Raw genomic sequence first — 19,928 nt, forward strand, 5'->3', positions numbered from 1 at the left:
TTGAGTCCCCTGAAGGGCCGTCGAAGACTACGACGTTGATAGGTTGGGTGTGTAAGCGCTGTGAGGCGTTGAGCTAACCAATACTAATTGCCCGTGAGGCTTGACCATATAACACCCAAGCAATTTGCGTCGAAAGGCCAGATTGCGGTGTGTGAAGACGACACCAGTCGAAAATTCGAAACGAAGCACACAAATCTATCACCTACCCATTCGCTGGAGCGTGAACCGAAAGGTAAACGACCTGGCTACCGAATTTCTTGACGACCATAGAGCATTGGAACCACCTGATCCCATCCCGAACTCAGCAGTGAAACGATGCATCGCCGATGGTAGTGTGGGGTTTCCCCATGTGAGAGTAGGTCATCGTCAAGATTAAATTCCGAAACCCCTATCTGCGTATGCAGGTAGGGGTTTTGTTTTGTCCGCAGGAATGTTGCGTTCAGTTAAAGCACAAATTTGCACAGTTATTTTCGATCCATGACACTAGAATAGGTCCAACTTTTTCGGAGCCAGAGCCTTTATGCCAGATCCGGTTGACGCCCCAGGGCTGTCAGAATTACCGCTGGACGACTTGGTAGCGTGTCATGAGTGCGACTTGCTGATGCGCAAGCCCGAACTCGCCCATGGCGAGAAAGCCCTCTGTCCGCGCTGCGGCTACGAGCTCTACGCCCATCGGCATAACGTCGTACAGCGCAGTCTCGCCTTGGTGCTTGCCGCTCTGTTGTTGTATATCCCGGCGAACTTTTTACCCATCATGCAGCTCCATCTACTCGGGCAGTCATCGAACGACACCGTCTGGAGCGGCGTTGTTGGTTTGTTCGATACCGGAATGCAGGGCGTTGCAGTCGTGGTGTTTCTCTGCAGCATGGGAATTCCGCTGCTCAAGTTGCTTTGCCAACTGGTTGTACTGCTGAGTATTCGTTTTGATATCGGACGCAGTTACGGCCTGTTGCTCTACCGCATTTATCACCATTTACGCGATTGGGGGATGCTCGAGGTCTACCTCATGGGCGTACTGGTGGCGATCGTCAAACTGGCAGATATGGCAGCAATTACCGTCGGGCTTGGCCTGGCGTGCTTTATCGGTTTGTTGTTGGTTCAGGTCTGGTTGGAGGTTGTGATGTCGCCCCATCAGATCTGGCAGGCTTTATCAGGAGAGGATGCCCATGCGGGCGATTGATGCAGGCATTCTGATTTGCGCCGAATGCCATGAATTGAACAAGCAGGAAGCCGACACCGACGAGCAGGTCTGCACCCGATGCGGTGCGCTGGTTCACGCCCGTCGCCCGAACAGCGTGATGCGTACCTGGGCGTTGCTGGTGACCGCTGCAGTGCTCTACATCCCGGCCAACGTGTTGCCGATCATGACCGTCAGTTCACTGGGGCAGGGCGATCCCAGCACGATCATGTCCGGTGTGATCCAACTGGTTCAACACGGCATGATCCCCATCGCCGCCGTGGTTTTTATCGCCAGCATTCTGGTACCCACGTTCAAATTGGTGGGCATCGCACTGCTGCTGTTTTCCGTGCAGCGCCGCCAGCCACTGTCGGCTCGCCAACGCATTTGGATGTACCGCTTTATTGAGTTCATTGGCCGCTGGTCAATGCTCGATATTTTTGTGATCGCCATCCTGGTGGCGGTTGTGAATTTCGGACGGCTTGCCAGCGTCGAAGCCAATCTTGGCGCCATCGCTTTCGCCAGTGTGGTGATTCTGACAATGCTTGCCGCAGTAACTTTCGATCCCCGACTGATTTGGGATAACACGGAGTCGGACGACGACCATGACTGATTTGCCTACAGCAAAAACCCGACCGGCCTCGAACTGGTCAGCTATTTGGGTGTTGCCCCTGATTGCCTTGATCATCGGCGGTTGGCTCGGCTGGCGTGCCTACAACGAGACCGGTATCGAAATTCAGGTGCGTTTCGAAAGTGGTGAAGGCATTCAGGCCAACAAGACCGAAGTCGTTTACAAAGGCATGTCGGTGGGTAAGGTAAAGACCCTCAAACTCGATGACGAAGGCAACTCCAAAGGCGTAATCGCTACCATCGAGATGAATAAGGACGTGGAGCCGTACCTGCGGACCAGCACCCGTTTCTGGCTGGTCAAGCCGAGCGTGACGCTGGCCGGCATCACTGGCCTGGAGACGCTGGTCTCGGGTAACTACGTGGCGGTAAGCCCGGGCGAGGGTGAGCCGACCCGCAAGTTCAAAGCCTTGGCCGAAGAGCCACCGCTGTCGGACGCCCAGCCCGGTCTGCACCTGACCATCAAGGCTGATCGTCTCGGTTCACTCAATCGCGGTAGCCCTGTGTTCTATAAGCAGATCAAGGTTGGCCAGATCAAAAGCTATCTGCTGTCCGAAGACCAAAGCACCGTCGAACTCAAGGTTTTCATCGAGCCCACCTACGCCAAACTGGTGCGCAAACACACGCGTTTCTGGAACGCCAGCGGCATCAGCATCGACGCCAACCTGTCAGGTGTGAAGGTGCGTAGCGAGTCCCTGGCGAGCATTGTCGCCGGCGGTATCGCGTTCGCCACGCCGGAGAACCGCAAGGACAGTCCTCCCACCGACCCGAGTCTACCGTTCCGTCTCTACGAAGATTTCGATGCAGCCGCCGCCGGTATTCGGGTCAAGGTCAAACTCAGCGACTTCGAAGGCATGCAGGCGGGTCGCACACCGGTGATGTACAAAGGCATCCAGGTCGGCAATCTGAAAGCGCTCAAGATCGATCCTGATCTATCCAGTGCCACCGCCGAATTGACCCTCGATCCTCTGGCTGAAGATTACCTGGTCGAAGGCACCCAATTCTGGGTGGTCAAACCGTCGATCTCGCTTGCCGGTATCACCGGCCTCGAAGCGTTGGTCAAAGGTAACTACATCGCCGTGCGTCCTGGAGACAAAGGCGCCGCACCGCAGCGCGAGTTCGTGGCTCGGCCGAAGGCACCGCCGCTCGACTTGCGTGCGCCAGGATTGCACCTGGTGCTGTTCACCGAAAACCTCGGTTCGCTGGAGGTCGGCAGCCCGATTCTCTACAAACAGGTCAAGGTCGGATCGGTCCAGAGCTATCAGTTCTCACGCACCAAAAAGCAGTTGGTGATTGGTGTGCATATCGAGAAGGAATACGAAGGGCTGGTCAACGCCTCGACACGGTTCTGGAATGCCAGTGGCATCACGCTGACCGGCGGGTTGACCGGTGGAATCCAGGTAAAAAGTGAGTCGCTGCAAAGCCTGATGGCTGGCGGCATTGCCTTTGAAACCCCGGAAGCCAAGGCGCCATTGCAGAAGCGGATTCCGCGTTTCCGTTTGTTCGCCAGTCATGATGAGGCAACGCAAAAAGGCGCCGTCGTAACGATCAGGGTTGATCGCGCCGATGGCTTGCGCAGCGGCACACCGATTCGATTCAAAGGCCTGGATGTTGGCAAGATTGAAGACGTCGACCTCAGCGATGACCTGCAATCGGTGCTGCTGACTGCACGAATCACCGAAGTGCCGGAGCGTATCGCTCGGGTCGGCAGTCAGTTCTGGGTGGTCAAACCTGAACTGGGTCTGATCAAGACATCCAACCTCGAAACGCTGGTCACTGGCCAATACATCGAAGTGCAACCCACCGCGAAGAACCTCGGCCCGCAGAAGAACTTCGTGGCCTTGGCCAATCCGCCGGAAGCCGCTAAACAAGAGGCCGGATTGAGTCTGGTGTTGAGCGCTGCCCGACGTGGTTCGTTAAAAACGGGTGTGCCGGTCACCTACCGCGAAATCACCGTGGGCAAGGTGACAGGCTATGAACTCGGTCAGACGGCGGACCGCGTGTTGGTCCACATCCTGATCGAGCCGAAGTACGCGCCGTTGGTGCGTAGCGGTACGCGTTTCTGGAACTCCAGTGGTTTTGGCTTTGATTACGGTTTGTTCAAAGGGGCGACGATGCGTACCGAATCGCTGGAGACGCTGATTCAGGGCGGTATCGCTTTCGCCACGCCGGACGGCGAGCGCATGGGCAGTCCGGCGCTAGCTGAGCAAACGTTCCCGCTGTTCGATAAGTTCGAAGACGAATGGCTGACCTGGGCGCCGAAGATTTCAATCGGCAAGTAAGCCCAAAACAGCAGGGATGAAAAAGGCCGCGATCCATTGGATCGCGGCCTTTTTATTGCCTTCGATTAATGCAAATCAGACGGCATCCAGCTCCGGCTCGTCCGCTTCAACATTAACGGCAGCCTTCACCTCATCGTGACGACGAATGTACTTCCAGTCCGCCTCGTCGATGTAGATCCCGTTCGGCCCGCTGCCACCTTCCAGGTCGATGGCGACACTGGCGCAGACCTGCGGCTTCACACTCGCCAGGATCGGTACGAAGCCCAGTTGCAGGCTGGTTTCCAGCAGCGCTGCCTGGTTCTTCTCGTCGATGTCCGCTGCCTCGTCGAGGTAGTACGGCAGGCGCACGCGACCGGCCTGGTCGCGGTCCATCAAGTGCAGCAACAAGTACATGTTGGTCAGCGCCTTGATGGTCATCGTGGTGCCGTTGGACGCCGCGCCGTCGATGTCGGTGTGAATCACCGGCTGGCCGTTGACCTTGGTGATCTCGAACGCCAGCTCGAACAGGTCCTTGAGGCCGAGCTGATTGTGGTTAGCCGCCACCAGCCGCGCCAGGTATTCCTTGGCTTCTTCGTTCTTGTTGTCCTGATCGGCGCTTTGGCTCAGGTCGAAGACCGAAAGGGTTTCACCTTCTTCGTACTGGCCGGCACTGTGGATGATCTGGTCGATGTGCTTGAGCGCTTCCTTGTTCGGCGCCAAGACAATGCGGAAACTCTGCAGGTTGGAGACCTGACGCTTGTTGATCTCGCGGTTGAACAGCGCCAGTTGATGTTCAAGGCTGTCGTAGTCGCTGCGGATGTTGCGCAGGGTCCGGGCGATGTCGGTAACGGCCGCACGACGGGCCTTGCCAAGGGTCAGGGCTTCGTCGGTGCGGTGTGCGTAAGCGTTGATCAGCAGTTGCAGGCGGCGCTCCATGTCGTCTTCGCTGTCGAACTTGGCCACACCCTTGAGGCGGACCTGAGCGTACAGCGCCTCGATCTGACCATCGCTGCGCTGCAAACCCTGCCAGCTGTCCTGATAGTCATTGAGCAGCGGCAGCAGGTTGTCCATGGAATCGTCGATCGGGTCCATGAACGGTGTACCGAACGGCAGATCTGCGGGCAGCAGCTGACGGCGGCGCAGGGCGTCGTCGAGGGTGCGTTGCTTGGCTTCCATGTCGCCGATCTGCCGGCCGACCAATTGCAGTTTGGCCGACAGTTGCTGGACGCGTTCGGTGAAGGCGTCGCTGGAACGCTTCAACTCGTCCTGCGCCGCTTCCATCTGCGCCAGCTGTTCCAGCTTGTCGCCTTCCTCGGCGCTCAGGGTTTGCGCGCGGCGGAAATCTTCCAGCGCTTTCTGCGCATCCAGCACTTGCTGGTACAGCGCTTCGGTCTGGGTCTTGCTCGCGGCGCGGTCGGCGGCCACGGCCTGTTGGGTTTTCAGTTGCTTGAGTTCTTTGTCCAGACGCTCTTTCTGATCGCGTAATGCCGCGCGGTCAGCCAAGGCTTGCAGGGCCGGCGGCTCGATGTGCGAGATGTCGATGGACAGGCCCGGTACTTCGAAGCGCTCGCCTTTGAAGCCATCGAGAATCAGCTCCATGGATTTGACCCACTGACCGTCCTCGTCCAGCGTAATACCGTGCTCACCCAGCGGCAGGCTGAACAACGCGCTGTTGAACAAACGCATCAGGCGCTCGACATCCTGTTGCGAGAACTCCTCGCGCAGGCGGGCATAGCTGTTGTTGTCGGCATGATCGAGTTGCTGTTTCACCGACTTCAGGCGTTTTTCCAGATCCCGCAGGCGTTCTTCCAGGTCTTCGGCAGAGAACTGCCGCGACTGCGCCAGCGCACCGGCCAGTTCATCGTGCGCGTCCTTGGCCGCGAGCAGTTGCTGCTCCAGGACTTTGACGTCGGTGACCAAGGCGAAGCGATGCTTGAGCACCGACAACTCGCCCAGCCAGCGCTGGATGCCGGTGATTTCCCGCTCCAGACGCATCAGCTCTTGAGTGCCGCCGCGCTGATCGTTTTGCAGCGCATCCTGTTCGTTGCGGTAGTGCTCGGCCTGAATCGTCAGTTCTTCCTTGCGCGCACTGGCGTAGTCCGACCAGGTGCCGAGCAGGGAATCGAGCAGCGGCGAGATCCGGTGCAGTTTGCCGCGCAGGATATTGCGCTGGGTCACGCCTGCCGCAAGGGCTTCGACCAATGGGCCGGCAGTGACCAGCGAGTTGTAGTCCTGCTCCATGCGTCGTACGTCGCGGAACGCTTCTTCGCACGCGGCGATGTAGTCGACGCTACCGGAACGCAGGCTGTGTTCGAACGCATCGAGAAACAGCTGCTTGAGCTTGGCCGCGGTGATTTCGCGCATGTGCAGCAGGTTGATGAACAGTGCGCGGAACGTCTTCAGGCTCTGCTCGCTGGTGGAACGCAGCGGGATCAGCGTCAGGTCCAGCGGGATCGAGGTGTGACCGCCGACCAGCAAGCGACGCAGTTCATCCGGTTTGAGTTCGTAGGCTTTCAGGCCTTCGCGCTCAAGGTTGGTGAACAATTCTTTCTGACGCAGGCAGGTGTCGTTTTTCTGGTAATGGGCCAGGTCCAGTTTGCCGGCGTAGGCAAAGAACTGGTGACCGAAACCACCGCCCGGGCCGCGACCAACCACGCCGATCACATGTGGACCGTGAGGCAGCGAGACTTCGACCAGGATGTAACTGGTGTCCGAGGCGAAGTAGAAACGACGGGATTGTTCCAGGCTGTACTTGCCGAAACTCATGTCCGACATGCGCGCCAGAATCGGGAACTGCAACGCGTTGATCGACGCGGATTTACCGAGGTTGTTCGCGCCGTAAACCGACAACGGTTCTTCCAGCGGGAACAGGCCGAGGCTGTAACCGGCGGTGTTCAAAAGGGCAAAGCGGCGAATGCCGTAGCGTTCCTTGCTCATGCGTCGGTCTCCTGTTCTTCGGCGATGGCGCGGGCCATGGCGTCTTCTTCGCTTTCTTCTTCGAAGTCACTGAGGTCTAGCGGATCATCGGTTTGCAGCAGTTTTTCGTCGCTGTCGTCGTCGATCAGCACCGGCACCGGCAGAGGCAACACGCTGTGCAGGCTGGCCGCCAGATCACGGTCCTGCTGGACCGACAGGCAGACATCGAGGAAACGGTGCATCGGCGGCAGGAAACGGTAGATGCCGTTTTCTTCACCGGCAAAACCGAGCTGAGTCATGCGGCGCATGATTTTTTCTTCAAGTTCTTCGACGGTCTGCACTTCGGCCTGAATGAACAGGTCGCGGTATTTCTCCAGCAGCGATGGCAACTCATCGCGGCCGAGGCTGCCACCGTCGAGCACGGCGACCGGGTCACGGCCCTGATCGGCCAGATGTTCGACGAGGATGAAGGTGAATAGCGCCAGACGTTGCGCGGTCTTGTTCACCGCCGCCGCCGCGAGGTCCGGGACGAAGTAGTAGAAACCACGGGTGTCGCAGACCAGTTCAAAGCCGAGTGCCTTGAACAGCGTGCGGTACTGGTCCTGGAAGTTCGACAGTTGCGCGTACAGCTCCGGGTCGCGGCGGCTGACGTGGTAGCCCTTGAACAGCTCGCGAAAGATCGGCGCCAGCTGGGACAGTTCGTTTAGATCAAGATGCATGTGGGATGCTCGCAGAATCCTCGGCGGCGGTGTCGCGGGCCGAGAGCAGGGCGAAGGAGCGCAGGCTGACCTGATGCTCGTGAGTGTGGTAATCGCGGCGTTCCAGACGCTCGCGTGTGAAGCGTTTTTCCCGCGACAGACGCGAGAACCAATAAAGCAATTCGTCGGTGGCGCCGTCCGGCTCCTGCTCCAGTAGCCAGGTCATCAGGTCCGGCATCGGCAGGGCGTCTTCGCAGCGTTCGAGCATTTCCCGAACCGTACGTGGCGCGCGCGGCGCTTCGCCTTTCTGCGTTTTGTGGGCCTTGGGGAAACGTGCCGGTTTCGGCTCGAAACGCGCCAGGGCGTAAACGTAGGCTTCGACCTGACTGGCGCTGCCGAGGAAGGTGCTTTGCGGGCGGGTGAACATCGGCATCGCCGCTTGTGGCACCGCATCGATGCCTTTGCGACGAATGGCCGACAAGGCCAGCGCCGCGCCACGGGTCACGGCGTTGTGTCGACGGGCTTCTTCACGCAGCGGCAGCAGCAGCTCGCGAGCATGACGCAGCGTCAGCTGGGCGCTGGTCTGCATTTCGAGGATGCGCGCGTGGGTGCGCAGCAGCATGTCGTCGTCGACCAGATGGCCGAGGCGCTGCTGCTCGGTGAGCATCTTCAGCAGAACGTTCTCGACCTTGCGCACGCCTTGTTCGAAGGCGCCGTCGGCGTTCACCAATTGAATCATCGGCTCGACGTATTCGTCCCAGGTCGCCAGTACTTCAGCGTAACGCTGACGCAGGGGAATCTGCCGGTCGCTGGTCTTGGCGCGCTCGGCGACGGCCACCAGGGCCTGTTCGTCGTTGGCGAGTTTCTTCAATACGTCCCGTACGCGCATGTCGAGCAGGCGCAACTGGCGCGCCAGGTCATGGCCGTCGCGGATGTCGAAGGCGTCCTGGATATAACCGGCCAGGCGCTCGAGATGGCGCAGATAGGCTTCGATCTCCAGGCACAGGCCCAGACGGTGCTCACGGCGCAGGTAGGCGAGGAAGTCGTGGATCTGCGCATTGAGCTCGAAACGGTTCGGGCTTTTCGCCACGGGAACCAGAATGTCGAGGCGGATCCACACGTCCAGCAGGCTGGTGATGTCCTGCGGCGTACTGTCGAGTTGCTGGGCGGCCAACTGTGAACGCAATTCGTTGAGGCTCAGAGTGCCTTGGTCGAAGTGCTCGCACAGTGGCTCCAGAAGTGCCCAGTGTTCAGCGAGGGCGCGCAAGACGCGCTTGGGTTCGATCATCGGAATGGCCGGCTGGTTGGCGATTAAAAGTCGCGATTGTACTGCATCACGCCCGTTGCGATTCACTCTCGGGACGGACAGTTGGCTTTCTATCGATCAAGCGTGGGCGATCTTGAGCGAAGGGCGGTAGAATCACCGCACTTTAGTTATCCACAAGTGGCCGACCTTTGCTTATCGAGTCCCGTCGTCGCGCTTATTTGACCGCCATGCAGGTGGTCAACTGGCTGCCGCGCACCGAATTGCCCTTTGCTGCGCCCTCGCGCCCTGAGCTGCTGGAGATGCCCGAGCCGTTGGTCGTCGCGCCGGTTGCTCCGGTTGCGCCCGCGCCTGTGGCTGATTCGCCGGTGGAACCGCTGGTCAAACCGGCCGAACGGGTGAAAATCGAGGTGCCACGGCCATCGCTGGCCAGCACGCGCACGAATGCCAAGGTTGAAGAAGAGGCCGCTCCGGTTGTGGCCAGGGCGCCCGTCGTGCCGCCACCGCGTTTCGCCCTGCAATTGCTGCGGGCCGGGCGTTGCCTGCTGTTGGTGGAGTTACCCACAGGCGAATCGTTCCAGACCCGCGACCCTGCCTATCTGTTGCTCAAAGACATGCTGCGCGCCGCCGGTCTGCCGGACAGCCCGCAGATCGTCGGCGAGCCGGTGCGTTGGCCGCTGTTGTCTCGGGGCACCATGGATCAAGGCCCGGAAGCGGCTCGCGACTTCGTGCAAGGTTTCCTCTCGGCCCGGCTGGAAGACGCACCGTGTGTCTGCGTGTGGCTGATCGGCCTGCCGGCGGTGCGTTTCGCCGGTGAGGCGAACGCCGAATCCTTCAACCGTGAACTCCAGGTCGAAGGCCTGGGCTCGGTCTGGGCCCTGCCGGGTCTGGAATTATTAATGGAAGAGCCACAGCGTAAGGCTGATGTCTGGCAAGCCATGCGTCGGCTGATGGCGCGTTGGAAAGAATCGAATGAGTGACGCTGTATCGTTCCGCCCGATGACCGAGGCGGACCTGGACGCTGTACTGAAAATCGAATACGCGGCTTACAGCCATCCCTGGACGCGCGGGATTTTTCTCGATGGGCTGGGTAAATATCAGATATGGCTGATGTTTGAAGGCCAGCAGCAGGTCGGCCACGGGGTGGTGCAGATCATCCTTGATGAAGCGCATCTGCTGAACATCACCGTCAAACCGGAGAACCAGGGCCGTGGCCTGGGCTTGACGTTGCTGGAGCATTTGATGTCCCGGGCGTATGACGCCAAGGCGCGGGAGTGTTTTCTGGAAGTGCGCGACAGCAACCGTGGTGCGTTCAAGTTGTATGAGCGTTATGGGTTTAACGAGATTGGTCGGCGGCGCGATTACTACCCGGCGGTGGGTGGGCGTGAAGATGCGGTTGTAATGGCCTGTACCCTCGTCGATTGAGCTGTTTTAAAAGCTTCGCGAGCAAGTCGAATCGTCGCACCGCCGCTCCCACATTGAATCGGTGTCGTACACGAATGCTGTGATCGACTGGAATCAATGTGGGAGCGGGCTTGCTCGCGAAGGCGGCTTGTCAGGCGCTACAGATCAACGATTACCGTCCATCGGATCCCGCCGCGCCAGTTCCTCTTCATCCAGCCCATTCCCCCCGCCGATGTCGTCTTCATCGACAATGCTCAAATCCCAGTCGGCTTGGCCACCTTCACCCGCTTCGTGGGCGTCCCGTGCGCCGTCTTCACGGATCAGGGTTTCCGGGCTCATGTCGTCGTCGGTAGACTCATGGTCATCGGTCGAGGCCCCGGTCATGCCGGCTTCACGTACGCGTTCGCGAGGCATCAGGCGTTCACGCTCCGATTGCGTCAGCTCGTCGCCGATTTTGGCGCTGGGTTCTTCCTCGTCGAAATCCAGCTCTTGCATCGAGCCCATGCGGTCTTCGTTGTCATCGATGGGCCCGGGTTGCGCCGCATCGTACGGACGTCGTGATTCAGTCATGGTAATTCCTCATACTGTAGGCCTTACTACGGTGGACCCCCTGGGCTGCTGAGAATTCCTCCGGCATGGAAAACCGGTTATCTGCATCCGGCGCGTGACCCCGACAGAGGGTTGTCTGTCATAGAAGCGCATCATTCTCGAGGCTTCATTGCATGAACGAATTACAAGATCTGATTGATAACAACGAGCGCTGGGCTGACGCGATCACCAAAGAAGATCCTGATTTCTTCGCCAAGCTGGCCCGTCAGCAAACCCCGGAATACTTGTGGATCGGTTGCTCCGACGCCCGGGTGCCGGCGAACGAGATCGTCGGCATGCTGCCCGGTGATCTGTTTGTACACCGCAATGTGGCCAACGTAGTGCTGCACACCGACCTCAACTGCCTGTCGGTGATTCAGTACGCGGTCGACGTGCTGAAGGTCAAACACATCCTCGTGACCGGCCACTATGGTTGCGGCGGCGTGCGCGCCTCAATGCAGGACCGTCAGTTGGGCCTGATCGACGGCTGGCTGCGCTCGATTCGCGATCTCTATTATGAAAAGCGCGAAGAGCTCGCCAAATTGCCCACTGAAGAAGAGCGGGTCGACCGCCTCTGCGAATACAACGTAATCCAGCAAGTGGCCAACGTCGGGCACACCAGTATTGTGCAAAACGCTTGGCACCGCGGGCAGAGCCTGTCTGTCCACGGCTGCATCTATGGCATCAAGGACGGTCGCTGGAAAAGCCTGAACGCCACCATCAGCGGTTTCGAGCAATTGCCGCCGCAATACCGTCTGCGTCCGGTCGAGGCGTTGTAAGGCCCTTCAGCATAGACTTCGCCGGCGCCAGTGTTGCAGAAACAACTGGCCGTCGGCGTTCGGCGGTTCATCGTAGCCGGTGATCCAGCCACGGCAGTCGAACGAACCGCACTGGCAGGCGAACTGACGTATGAGTTTGTCTTCGGTGGTGGCGTAGTCCATCGTCAGTTGATCGCCTTTTTTGATGTCCTTCAGCGCCCACAACCACAGCTCGCTCATGTCGAGAAATACGTTTGGGTCGCAGGAGTGTCGCAGCAGCCCGCAGAAGCGCGGGTCGTAGACATGGATGCCATGGGCCAGTTGCCGGGTATGCCGACAGCGATAAGGCAGCAGGTGCCCCGACGCCCGGCAAATTCGGCTGATGCGTGGAAAATCCCGAAGTACTGCGACGGCTGCCGCGGATCCGTGGGTGTTGTCGATAATCTCGAAGTCGGCCCTGGAGGGGAATCCAAGGCGAACGGGCAGCTCCGCAAATGGATAAATCCCATCGGGAGGGTGTGCCAGCGTCTCGTGCGGGGCGTGGGTTTTCATAACGATCCTTGTTGGCTGGGTGCTGCGACCTCCATCAGCTGACGATCCTGTCAGCTCTGCAACACATGGGTGCGATTCAAGCCTCTCGCAAATGAAACGGCGGGTCTACTGTCATAACTGACAGTAGACCCGCCGTTCATCGTTTTACAGGGCCGGGGCAGGGATCGCCGTTTCGGGGATCGGTGCTTTCAGCTGTTTGAGCTGAGATTTGATGGGTGCCGTTGCGCACTTGGCCACGGCTTTGTCAGGCGTCAGGTTGCGGATCGAGGTGTAGAACAGCCGGCAAGTTTCTTCTGTGTTGGCCACTTGCCAGTTTTGGGTGCAGGTTCTCAGTTCAAGGTCGGGATTAGTGTCCGGTTGGCGACCCATGGCGGCCTGCCAGCACGCGGCACTCAAATCCTGCCCCATGACTTTAAGGCCAGCCGCGTCCGCCTTGGCCTGGGCATCTTTGCCGGTATAGCTTTCCGGGTCGGCGGCGTACCAAATGTAGCTTGGGTGGTTGGAACCCAGCACTGGCACTTTTACCCCGTCGCTCGGACTGATGCTGACCAGGCCCAGCACGTTCACGGTCGGCCCGTATTGCTGCTTGATCCAGTTACGCACCGGCGCGCCAAAGGCGACCATCGGCAACGCCGCACCACTGGCGTTCTGGCTGAGTTGCTTGACCATGGTGGTCTGGTAGTCCTTGAAGTAGTCGTAGACGCCTTCCAGATCCTTGCCAGCGTTTGATGGTGCAGCTATCGGTGCAATGTCGATGATGGTCTGGTAGCCCGGCGTCTGGTCGGCCGGAACTTTGTTGACAGTCAGCAGCGTGGCCCAGCGATCGGTGGTGGCGGATCGCAGGTAATCCTGAGCCTGGGTCAACGAATAGTCGGGTGGGAAGTGCAACAGTTCAATGCTTTTGCGGTTTTCCAAGGCCATGCCCAGTGGCAGAAACAGATACCAGCTGTAAGCCCACTTGCCATCGGCATTCAGCTTGCTGGCGCCGGTATAGGCCAGATCACCGGCATCGAGCAGCGCCGCCAACGGTTTTTCATAGCCATGGGGCACGCCGCTGATTTCGGCATAGAGCTGATTGTTATCGGTTTTGACCAGCACTTTCGCCGTGCTGTAACCATCGCGCTGCACGCTTTGAGTCAGGTAATGCTCGACCGTTTGCTCCAGCGTCCAGTTGCGAAAGCAGATCACGTTGCAGTTGTTGGGGTAAGCGAACAGGCGGGTGACGCGTTCGGTACTGCCCAGTTTCAGGTCGACATCGGCATGGGCGGCGGCGCTCAGGGTGAGGGCCGCGAGGGTGAGTCCTGCAAGTTTGAACATGCTCAGATCCTTTTCAGCGTGGTCCCGTTAATTGGGGTACGCGCCATACTGGATCAGCGGCGTTACACAGAATAGTGGTTGCGTGTAGTTTTTTTGCGTAGAGCCTGTGGTGTGTACGTCAGGAACACTCGGTTATGGCGTCCGGCCCGGGCTTGATGTCTGTGGGCCGGACGGAGGTTGAAGCGTTACAACAGCTTTAGTGCCAGATGAGTACCGGCGCGCAAGTACTCGACCTGTGCAAATACGGCATCCTTGACGAGGGCCTCTCCTGTATCGGTCAGTTTGGCTTTTTTGGCATCGATGATGGACGTTTGCGTCAATTGCATGACTACATCCATCGCTTTTTGAAGGGCGGTCAAATTGTTGTGCTGGCCGAACTCGCGGACGACAGCGTCCATACGGCGATCTGCATCATCACGCAGCTTTTTGTATTCAACGACTGAAACCCTACCGTCCTGGTAAATCTCGTTAATCATCTCTTCCAGCGTTTTCGAAACTAAAGACATGTGTTTGTTCATCCTTGGTCAGTGCTGTCTTGCTTTAAAAAGTGTGTGAGCTGTCGGAGTTTACTCAGCGATTTATAGGTTGGAGATAAGAACTCTCCGGGTTTCATGTCAGGCGCAATCGAGCCTGTTTGTAGGATAAATCCAGGCGTTTGTTTCATGCTCAAGCAGAGTGAACGGATTGCACCTGCCCGCTGCAGGTGCAATCACTGATGTGTTACGGCATGACCGGTGCCGTATACGTCAGCGTCGTCCCCAACGCCCACAGCAGAAACAGCACCAGCGGCGTGTGCACCAGCAGTTGCACGAACGAAAACCCGATCAAGTCCCGCGCCTTCAACCCGAGCACACCCAACAGCGGCAGCATGTAGAACGGGTTGATCAGGTTCGGCAGGGCTTCGGCGGCGTTGTAGATCTGTACGGCCCAGCCCAGGTGGTAGTTCAGGTCGGTGGCCACTTGCATGACATACGGCGCTTCGATGATCCATTTGCCCCCGCCGGACGGGATGAAGAAACCGAGAATCGCCGAGTACACGCCCATCAGCAGCGCGTAGGTGTCGTGGGATGCGATTTGTACGAAAAAGGTCGAGATGTGGTGAGCCAGCGTCTGAGCGTCAGTCCCTTTGACGGTGGTCATCAGCGCGGCGATCGAGCCGTACAGCGGGAACTGAATCAGCACGCCCGTGGTGGTCGGTACCGCGCGGGACACAGCGTCAAGGAAGCTGCGCGGGCGCCAGTGCAGCAGGGCTCCGAGCATGATGAACAGGAAGTTGTAGGTGTTCAGCCCGGAAATCGCACTGATCGCCGGTTTGGTCGAGAACTCATGGAACAGCCATCCGGCCGCCAGCAGCACCAGCAAAATCGTCAGCAGCGGGCTGTGCTCCAGCCATTCGCCGGGGCGGGTGCGTGGTTGCAACGGCGGTAGGTTAAAGCTCGGATCGATGCCGCAGGCTTTGGCATCACGGGCCGAGTTCGGGCCGGGTGCAGTGGCGTAGGCAATGATCAGCGAGATCACGATCAGCGCCAGCAACATCACGCCGGACTGCCAGAGAAAGATCGTTTGCGTGAAAGGAATCACCCCGGTGATCGACAGAATCGACGGCGGCAGGCTGGCCGGGTTGGCCTGCAATTGCGCGGCGGACGAGGACAGGCCTAGGGCCCACACCGCGCCGAGACCCAGATAGGCGGCAGCACCGGCGGCACGGTAATCCATTTTCAGATCGGTACGACGGGCGAGGGCGCGCACCAGCAAACCGCCAAACACCAACGACAGCCCCCAATTCAGCAGCGACGCAACCATAGAGATCAACGCAACCCAGGCCACGGCCGAGCGGCCGTTTTTCGGGATCCGCGCCAGCCGGTCGATCAGTTTCACTGCCGGTGGCGAGCTGGCGACCACATAACCGCCGATCACTACGAAAGCCATTTGCATGGTGAACGGGATCAGGCTCCAGAAGCCGTCACCGAAGGCCATGGCGGCGTCGGTGGGTTTGGCGCCCATGAACAGGGTGGCCACGGCGACGATAATCACCGCCAGTGCGGCAAACACCCAGGAGTCAGGGAACCAGCGTTCGGCAAAACTTGAGCAGCGCAGGGCAAAGCGGGCGGAGCGGGTATCTTCGATATCAGCGGCCACGGGTGTACCTCGAATTTTTATGTTTGTTGTGGTCTTTGGGGCGGCGAAGGCCCGTATAGACAGGCGCCAACAGTAAAACAATCGGTTCTATTTTGTGACGAAGTTTTACGAGTCTAGGACTTTGGTCTAACGGGTTGTCCGTTGGCGCGTTTGCGTAGACCATGGGCGCCTTGGTTTTTTGCCTATGCCAGAGTTCTTTTCATGACTGCCAACACCCACCCGCGTCCGGCGCCGTTCACCCGCTCGGATTACAAGACCCTCGGCCTTGCGGCCCTTGGCGGCGCGCTGGAAATCTACGATTTCATCATTTTCGTATTTTTCGCCCTGACTCTCAGCCAGCTGTTCTTCCCGCCGGAAATGCCTGAGTGGCTGCGACTGCTGCAAAGCTTCGGGATCTTCGCTACCGGTTATTTGGCGCGGCCGTTGGGCGGGATTCTGATGGCGCATTTCGCCGACCGACTGGGCCGCAAGAAGGTCTTCAGCCTGAGCATCCTGATGATGGCGCTGCCGTGCCTGCTGATCGGCATCATGCCGACCTACGCGCAGATCGGTTATTTCGCACCGTTGCTGCTGTTGGCCCTGCGAATTCTCCAGGGCGCGGCGGTGGGCGGCGAAGTGCCGAGTGCCTGGGTGTTCGTCGCCGAGCATGCACCTGTCGGGCACCGCGGCTATGCCCTCGGTTTTCTGCAGGCCGGGTTGACGTTCGGTTACCTGATCGGTGCACTGACGGCGACGTTTCTGGCGCAGGCGTTCACCCCGGCAGAAATCCTTGATTACGCCTGGCGTTACCCGTTCCTGCTGGGCGGTGTGTTCGGTGTAATCGGCGTCTGGCTACGCCGCTGGCTCAGCGAAACCCCGGTGTTCATGGCCATGCAGGCCCAACGTGATGCGGCCGTCGAACTGCCGCTGCGCACGGTCTTGCGTGAACACCGTCTGGCCATGCTGCCGGCGATGATCCTCACCTGCGTACTGACCTCGGCAGTGGTGGTGTTCGTGGTGATCACCCCGACCATGATGCAAAAAACCTTCGGCATGACCGCCAGCCACACCTTCGCCCTGAGTGCCTTGGGCATTGTTTTTCTGAATATCGGCTGCGTCCTCGCCGGGCTGCTGGTGGATCGCATTGGCGCCTGGCGAACGGTGATGCTCTATAGCCTGCTGCTGCCATTGGGTATCGGCGTGCTCTATACCTGCCTGATCATCGGTGGCAGCTGGATCGGTCTGGCGTACGCGGTGGCCGGCCTCGGTTGCGGGGTGGTCGGCGCGGTGCCGTCGGTGATGGTCAGCCTGTTCCCGGCGCGGATTCGTGTCTCGGGAATTTCCTTCACCTACAACATTGCCTACGCCGTCTGGGCGAGTATCACACCGTTGTTGCTGATCGGTCTGATGCCGTGGAGCCCATGGATCTGCGTGATTTTCAGCGCGGTGATGGGGACTGTGGGGGTGAGCAGTGCCGCGTATTTCGGGACGCGGATGCCTAATGTCGGGAGCCGCAGCGTGGCTCCCTGCGTTTAGTGACTGTCAGCGGGTTCCTGCGATGTACAGGAGCAACACAATGCAAAGGAGCAGCACAAGTGCAATTGGTACCCATCCTTGAAGTGTCCCGTCAGGTTCAGTCGCGTGTGCGCGATTTGCGTAATCAACCTGATGTTCGCCAATACATGTACACCGATCATGAGATATCCGAGGCCGAGCACACGGCCTGGCTCGGCTCGTTAACGGACAATCCGCGTCAATCCGTGTTCGTACTCATGCTCGACGGCGCAGCCCGTGGCGTGGTGTCGCTGAACGCGATCAGCACGTTGCACAAAACGGCTGACTGGGCTTTTTATCTCGACAGTGATCTGCAAGGACAAGGGCTGGGCAGTCGGTTGGAGTTCTGGCTTCTGGACCACGCGTTCGGTGTGGCAGGTCTGGAAAAGCTCAACTGTGAGGTATTGCAGAGCAACCCGGCGGTGATCAGCCTGCACCAGAAGTTCGGCTTTTCCGTTGAGGGCGTGCGACGCCAGAACATCATCAAGGACAACGTCAGAGTCGATGTGGTGATGCTGGGCATTACTCGACAGGAATGGGCGGCGCGACGGCCGAAGATGGAAGACGTGATGGCACGGCTAAACCGTGTCAGCTGATCAGGTGGGCGCACCGCAACTATTTTTGTAGGACAACCCTGAAACACTCTTCAGAAAATATCCCAAAGGCCGATGGCTAGGCTGCATGCCGCTTTCTTTCCCTGTCCATCGGTGTATCCCATGTTCAACAAACGCTTGAAGCAGGAGCTGTCGGCTCTTCGCGAAGAACTCTCCAGCCTTCAGCAAGTGAAGGAAAGTCTGGAAAGCGAGATGCTGGTCCTGACCCTCGATGCCGACGGGCGGATTCAATCGGTCAACCAGAACTTCATCGGCGAGATGCTCTACAAAAGCAGCGACCTGATAGGGCGACACATCGAAGACATCGTCCCGGCCCATGTGAAGTCGGACGAATTCCATCAGCGCTTCAAGTTCGCGTTGACCCGTGGCGAGCACTTTGCCGGCACGGTGCGCTTGTTGCGTGGCAATGGTCAGGAAGCCTGGCTGCGCTCGATCGTGCAACCGGTTCGGTCTGCGGACGGTCGGATCAAACACTTCTCGATTTACTCCAGTGACCTGACCCGCACCATCGAGGCGTCTCGTGAGCATGAGAACCTGATCGGCGCGCTTGTGCGCTCCACGGCAGTCATCGAGTTTGACCTCAATGGCAACGTGCTGGCGGCCAACGAGCGGTTCCTCAGCGGCATGGGTTACAGCCTGGCGCAGATCCAGGGCAAACATCACCGCATGTTCTGCGAGCCCGAGGAATACAACAGCACCGCGTACCAAGACTTCTGGCGCCGCTTGAATGCAGGCGAGTTCGTCGCCGCCCGTTTCAAGCGCATCGACAGCCACGGTCGCGTGGTCTGGCTGGAGGCTTCCTACAACCCGGTGGTCGATGCCAACAACAAGCTCTACAAAGTGGTGAAGTTCGCCACGGTAATTACCGATCAGGTCAATCAGGAGCAAGCCGTCGCCGAAGCGGCCAACATTGCCTACAGCACCTCGCAGCAAACCGACAGCAGCGCGCAGCGCGGGAATGCGGTGGTGACTCAGGCGGTCAATGTGATGCGTAACCTGGCCACGCACATGCAGACCGCCGGTGAAGGCATCGAAGCGCTGAACGAGCAGTCGCTGGTGATCGGCACCATCGTCAAAACCATCAGCGGGATTGCCGAACAGACCAACCTGCTGGCGCTCAACGCGGCCATCGAAGCGGCTCGGGCCGGGGAGCAGGGGCGTGGTTTCGCGGTGGTGGCGGATGAGGTCCGGCAATTGGCTTCGCGCACCAGCCAGGCAACCGATGAGATTGTCGGCGTGGTGCGGCAGAACCAGGACATGGCGCGCAACGCCGTGGCGCTGATGACCGAGGGCAAACTCCAGGCTGAACAGGGCCTGGCGCTGGCGGCAGAGGCGGGGACGGTGATTGTCGAGATTCAGGACGGTGCACAGAAAGTGGTGAACGCGGTCGGGCAGTTTGCCAATCAGTTGGCGACTTGATGCCTGCCATCGCGGCGTAAATCGCTACAATCGGCGTTTTCCCCAGGAGCAGCCATCATGAGCGTTTCTCACCGCCGTCCGGTTCCCTTGGCCAAGGCGTATCGTCTGCTCAATCACGGCCCGACCGTGCTGGTCAGCGCGGCTCATGACGGCCAGCGCAACATCATGGCGGCGGCCTGGGCCATGCCGCTGGATTTCGAACCGCCGAAAATTGCCGTGGTGCTGGACAAGTCCACCTGGACACGTCAATTGCTGGAGGCTTCGGGCACGTTTGTGCTGAATGTTCCCTGCGCCGCCCAGGCCGATATCGTCCAGACCGTGGGTTCGACGTCCGGCCTGGAATTGACCCGGGAGAAAGGCCGGGACAAGTTCCAGGTCTATGATTTGCCGACGTTCAGCGCTGAATTGATTGATGCGCCGATGCTCGAAGGCTGCGTCGCCTGGCTGGAGTGTCGACTGCTGCCGGAGCCCGGCAATCATCAGCAGTACGATCTGTTCCTGGCTGAAGTGATTGCCGCTCAGGCAGACGAGCGGGTGTTCAGTGACGGTCGCTGGCACTTCGAAGGGCAAGACGCGTTGCGCACCTTGCACCATGTGGCGGGCGGGCATTTCCTGAAAATCGGCGATCCAGTGGACGGCAAGGTCTTGCAGGCGTAAGCAG

Annotated in this window: 17 protein-coding genes, 2 rRNA genes and 2 pseudogenes; 13 read left to right on the forward strand and 8 right to left on the reverse strand. The window is 59.2% G+C overall.

What is annotated here, in order from left to right:
* The 5 genes from IB252_RS00005 to IB252_RS00025 all read left to right on the forward strand — a co-directional run.
* A 23S ribosomal RNA gene (locus IB252_RS00005) occupies positions 1–108 on the forward strand; the annotation flags it as partial.
* Between the two features lie 148 nt (positions 109–256).
* Positions 257–372 (forward strand): 5S ribosomal RNA (gene rrf, locus IB252_RS00010).
* 148 nt (positions 373–520) lie between these two features.
* Positions 521–1,180, forward strand: coding sequence for a paraquat-inducible protein A (locus IB252_RS00015; RefSeq protein ID WP_111451243.1), 660 nt, complete (start codon positions 521–523; stop codon positions 1,178–1,180).
* Positions 1,167–1,790, forward strand: a complete 624-nt coding sequence (locus IB252_RS00020) for a paraquat-inducible protein A (RefSeq protein ID WP_008145542.1) — start codon at positions 1,167–1,169, stop codon at positions 1,788–1,790. Before IB252_RS00015 ends, IB252_RS00020 begins: the two co-directional genes overlap by 14 nt.
* A complete protein-coding gene (locus IB252_RS00025) occupies positions 1,783–4,086 on the forward strand; it encodes a PqiB family protein (protein ID WP_192406165.1) in 2,304 nt (767 codons plus the stop codon). The genes IB252_RS00020 and IB252_RS00025 overlap by 8 nt, the downstream gene beginning before the upstream one ends.
* Before the next feature lie 75 nt (positions 4,087–4,161).
* Here IB252_RS00025 and mksF read toward each other — a convergent pair whose 3' ends face one another.
* The 3 genes from mksF to mksB are packed head-to-tail and all read right to left on the reverse strand — an operon-like array spanning position 4,162 to position 8,967.
* The gene (gene mksF, locus IB252_RS00030; RefSeq protein ID WP_192406166.1) at positions 4,162–7,002 is read right to left on the reverse strand and encodes an Mks condensin complex protein MksF; all 2,841 of its coding nucleotides are present in this window, start codon (positions 7,000–7,002) and stop codon (positions 4,162–4,164) included.
* Positions 6,999–7,700: an Mks condensin complex protein MksE gene (gene mksE, locus IB252_RS00035; protein ID WP_038981553.1), complete on the reverse strand. Its 702-nt coding sequence runs from the start codon at positions 7,698–7,700 to the stop codon at positions 6,999–7,001. The genes mksF and mksE overlap by 4 nt, the downstream gene beginning before the upstream one ends.
* Positions 7,690–8,967: an Mks condensin complex protein MksB gene (gene mksB, locus IB252_RS00040; RefSeq protein ID WP_008145536.1), complete on the reverse strand. Its 1,278-nt coding sequence runs from the start codon at positions 8,965–8,967 to the stop codon at positions 7,690–7,692. The genes mksE and mksB overlap by 11 nt, the downstream gene beginning before the upstream one ends.
* A 206-nt stretch (positions 8,968–9,173) precedes the next feature.
* Between mksB and IB252_RS00045 the strand changes: the two genes are divergently transcribed.
* Positions 9,174–9,923 carry an energy transducer TonB gene (locus tag IB252_RS00045; protein WP_192407541.1) on the forward strand — a complete coding sequence of 250 codons (750 nt, stop codon included), beginning with the start codon at positions 9,174–9,176 and terminating at the stop codon, positions 9,921–9,923.
* A complete protein-coding gene (gene rimI, locus IB252_RS00050) occupies positions 9,916–10,368 on the forward strand; it encodes a ribosomal protein S18-alanine N-acetyltransferase (RefSeq protein ID WP_008145534.1) in 453 nt (150 codons plus the stop codon). The genes IB252_RS00045 and rimI overlap by 8 nt, the downstream gene beginning before the upstream one ends.
* A gap of 144 nt (positions 10,369–10,512) precedes the next feature.
* Here the strand turns inward: rimI and IB252_RS00055 are convergent, their stop codons facing one another.
* A complete protein-coding gene (locus IB252_RS00055) occupies positions 10,513–10,917 on the reverse strand; it encodes a serine kinase/phosphatase (RefSeq protein ID WP_192406167.1) in 405 nt (134 codons plus the stop codon).
* A gap of 152 nt (positions 10,918–11,069) precedes the next feature.
* Here IB252_RS00055 and can point away from each other — a divergent pair, with 152 nt between their 5' ends.
* Positions 11,070–11,714, forward strand: coding sequence for a carbonate dehydratase (gene can, locus IB252_RS00060; protein ID WP_008145531.1), 645 nt, complete (start codon positions 11,070–11,072; stop codon positions 11,712–11,714).
* 6 nt (positions 11,715–11,720) lie between these two features.
* Here the strand turns inward: can and IB252_RS00065 are convergent, their stop codons facing one another.
* The 4 genes from IB252_RS00065 to IB252_RS00080 all read right to left on the reverse strand — a co-directional run bounded on the left by IB252_RS00065 (position 11,721) and on the right by IB252_RS00080 (position 15,701).
* Entirely contained in the window at positions 11,721–12,245 is a 525-nt protein-coding gene (locus IB252_RS00065; RefSeq protein WP_192406169.1) for an SET domain-containing protein-lysine N-methyltransferase, read from the reverse strand.
* A 144-nt stretch (positions 12,246–12,389) separates the two neighbouring features.
* Complete coding sequence (locus IB252_RS00070) at positions 12,390–13,562, reverse strand: hypothetical protein (protein ID WP_192406170.1); 1,173 nt, start codon at positions 13,560–13,562, stop codon at positions 12,390–12,392.
* A 185-nt stretch (positions 13,563–13,747) separates the two neighbouring features.
* Entirely contained in the window at positions 13,748–14,068 is a 321-nt protein-coding gene (locus IB252_RS00075) for a hypothetical protein (RefSeq protein ID WP_192406171.1), read from the reverse strand.
* Between the two features lie 214 nt (positions 14,069–14,282).
* A complete protein-coding gene (locus IB252_RS00080) occupies positions 14,283–15,701 on the reverse strand; it encodes a short-chain fatty acid transporter (RefSeq protein ID WP_033061219.1) in 1,419 nt (472 codons plus the stop codon).
* Between the two features lie 201 nt (positions 15,702–15,902).
* Between IB252_RS00080 and IB252_RS00085 the strand changes: the two genes are divergently transcribed.
* The 5 genes and pseudogenes from IB252_RS00085 (at position 15,903) to IB252_RS00100 (ending at position 19,924) form a co-directional block, all read left to right on the forward strand.
* On the forward strand, positions 15,903–17,216 hold the full coding sequence (locus IB252_RS00085; RefSeq protein WP_192406172.1) for an MFS transporter: 1,314 nt from the start codon (positions 15,903–15,905) through the stop codon (positions 17,214–17,216).
* Between the two features lie 59 nt (positions 17,217–17,275).
* Positions 17,276–17,830 (forward strand): UDP-4-amino-4,6-dideoxy-N-acetyl-beta-L-altrosamine N-acetyltransferase, encoded by a 555-nt coding sequence (gene pseH / locus IB252_RS00090; RefSeq protein WP_192406174.1) that lies wholly within the window; start codon positions 17,276–17,278, stop codon positions 17,828–17,830.
* A 210-nt stretch (positions 17,831–18,040) separates the two neighbouring features.
* A pseudogene (locus IB252_RS30505) lies at positions 18,041–18,727 on the forward strand (PAS domain-containing protein); the annotation flags it as partial.
* 102 nt (positions 18,728–18,829) lie between these two features.
* Positions 18,830–19,267 (forward strand): annotated as a pseudogene (locus IB252_RS30510) (methyl-accepting chemotaxis protein); the annotation flags it as partial.
* A 57-nt stretch (positions 19,268–19,324) separates the two neighbouring features.
* Positions 19,325–19,924, forward strand: coding sequence for a flavin reductase family protein (locus IB252_RS00100; protein WP_192406177.1), 600 nt, complete (start codon positions 19,325–19,327; stop codon positions 19,922–19,924).
* Positions 19,925–19,928 lie beyond the last annotated feature (4 nt).

Origin of the sequence: Pseudomonas sp. PDM10, from assembly GCF_014852295.1 — a bacterium.
Classification (GTDB): Bacteria; Pseudomonadota; Gammaproteobacteria; order Pseudomonadales; family Pseudomonadaceae; genus Aquipseudomonas.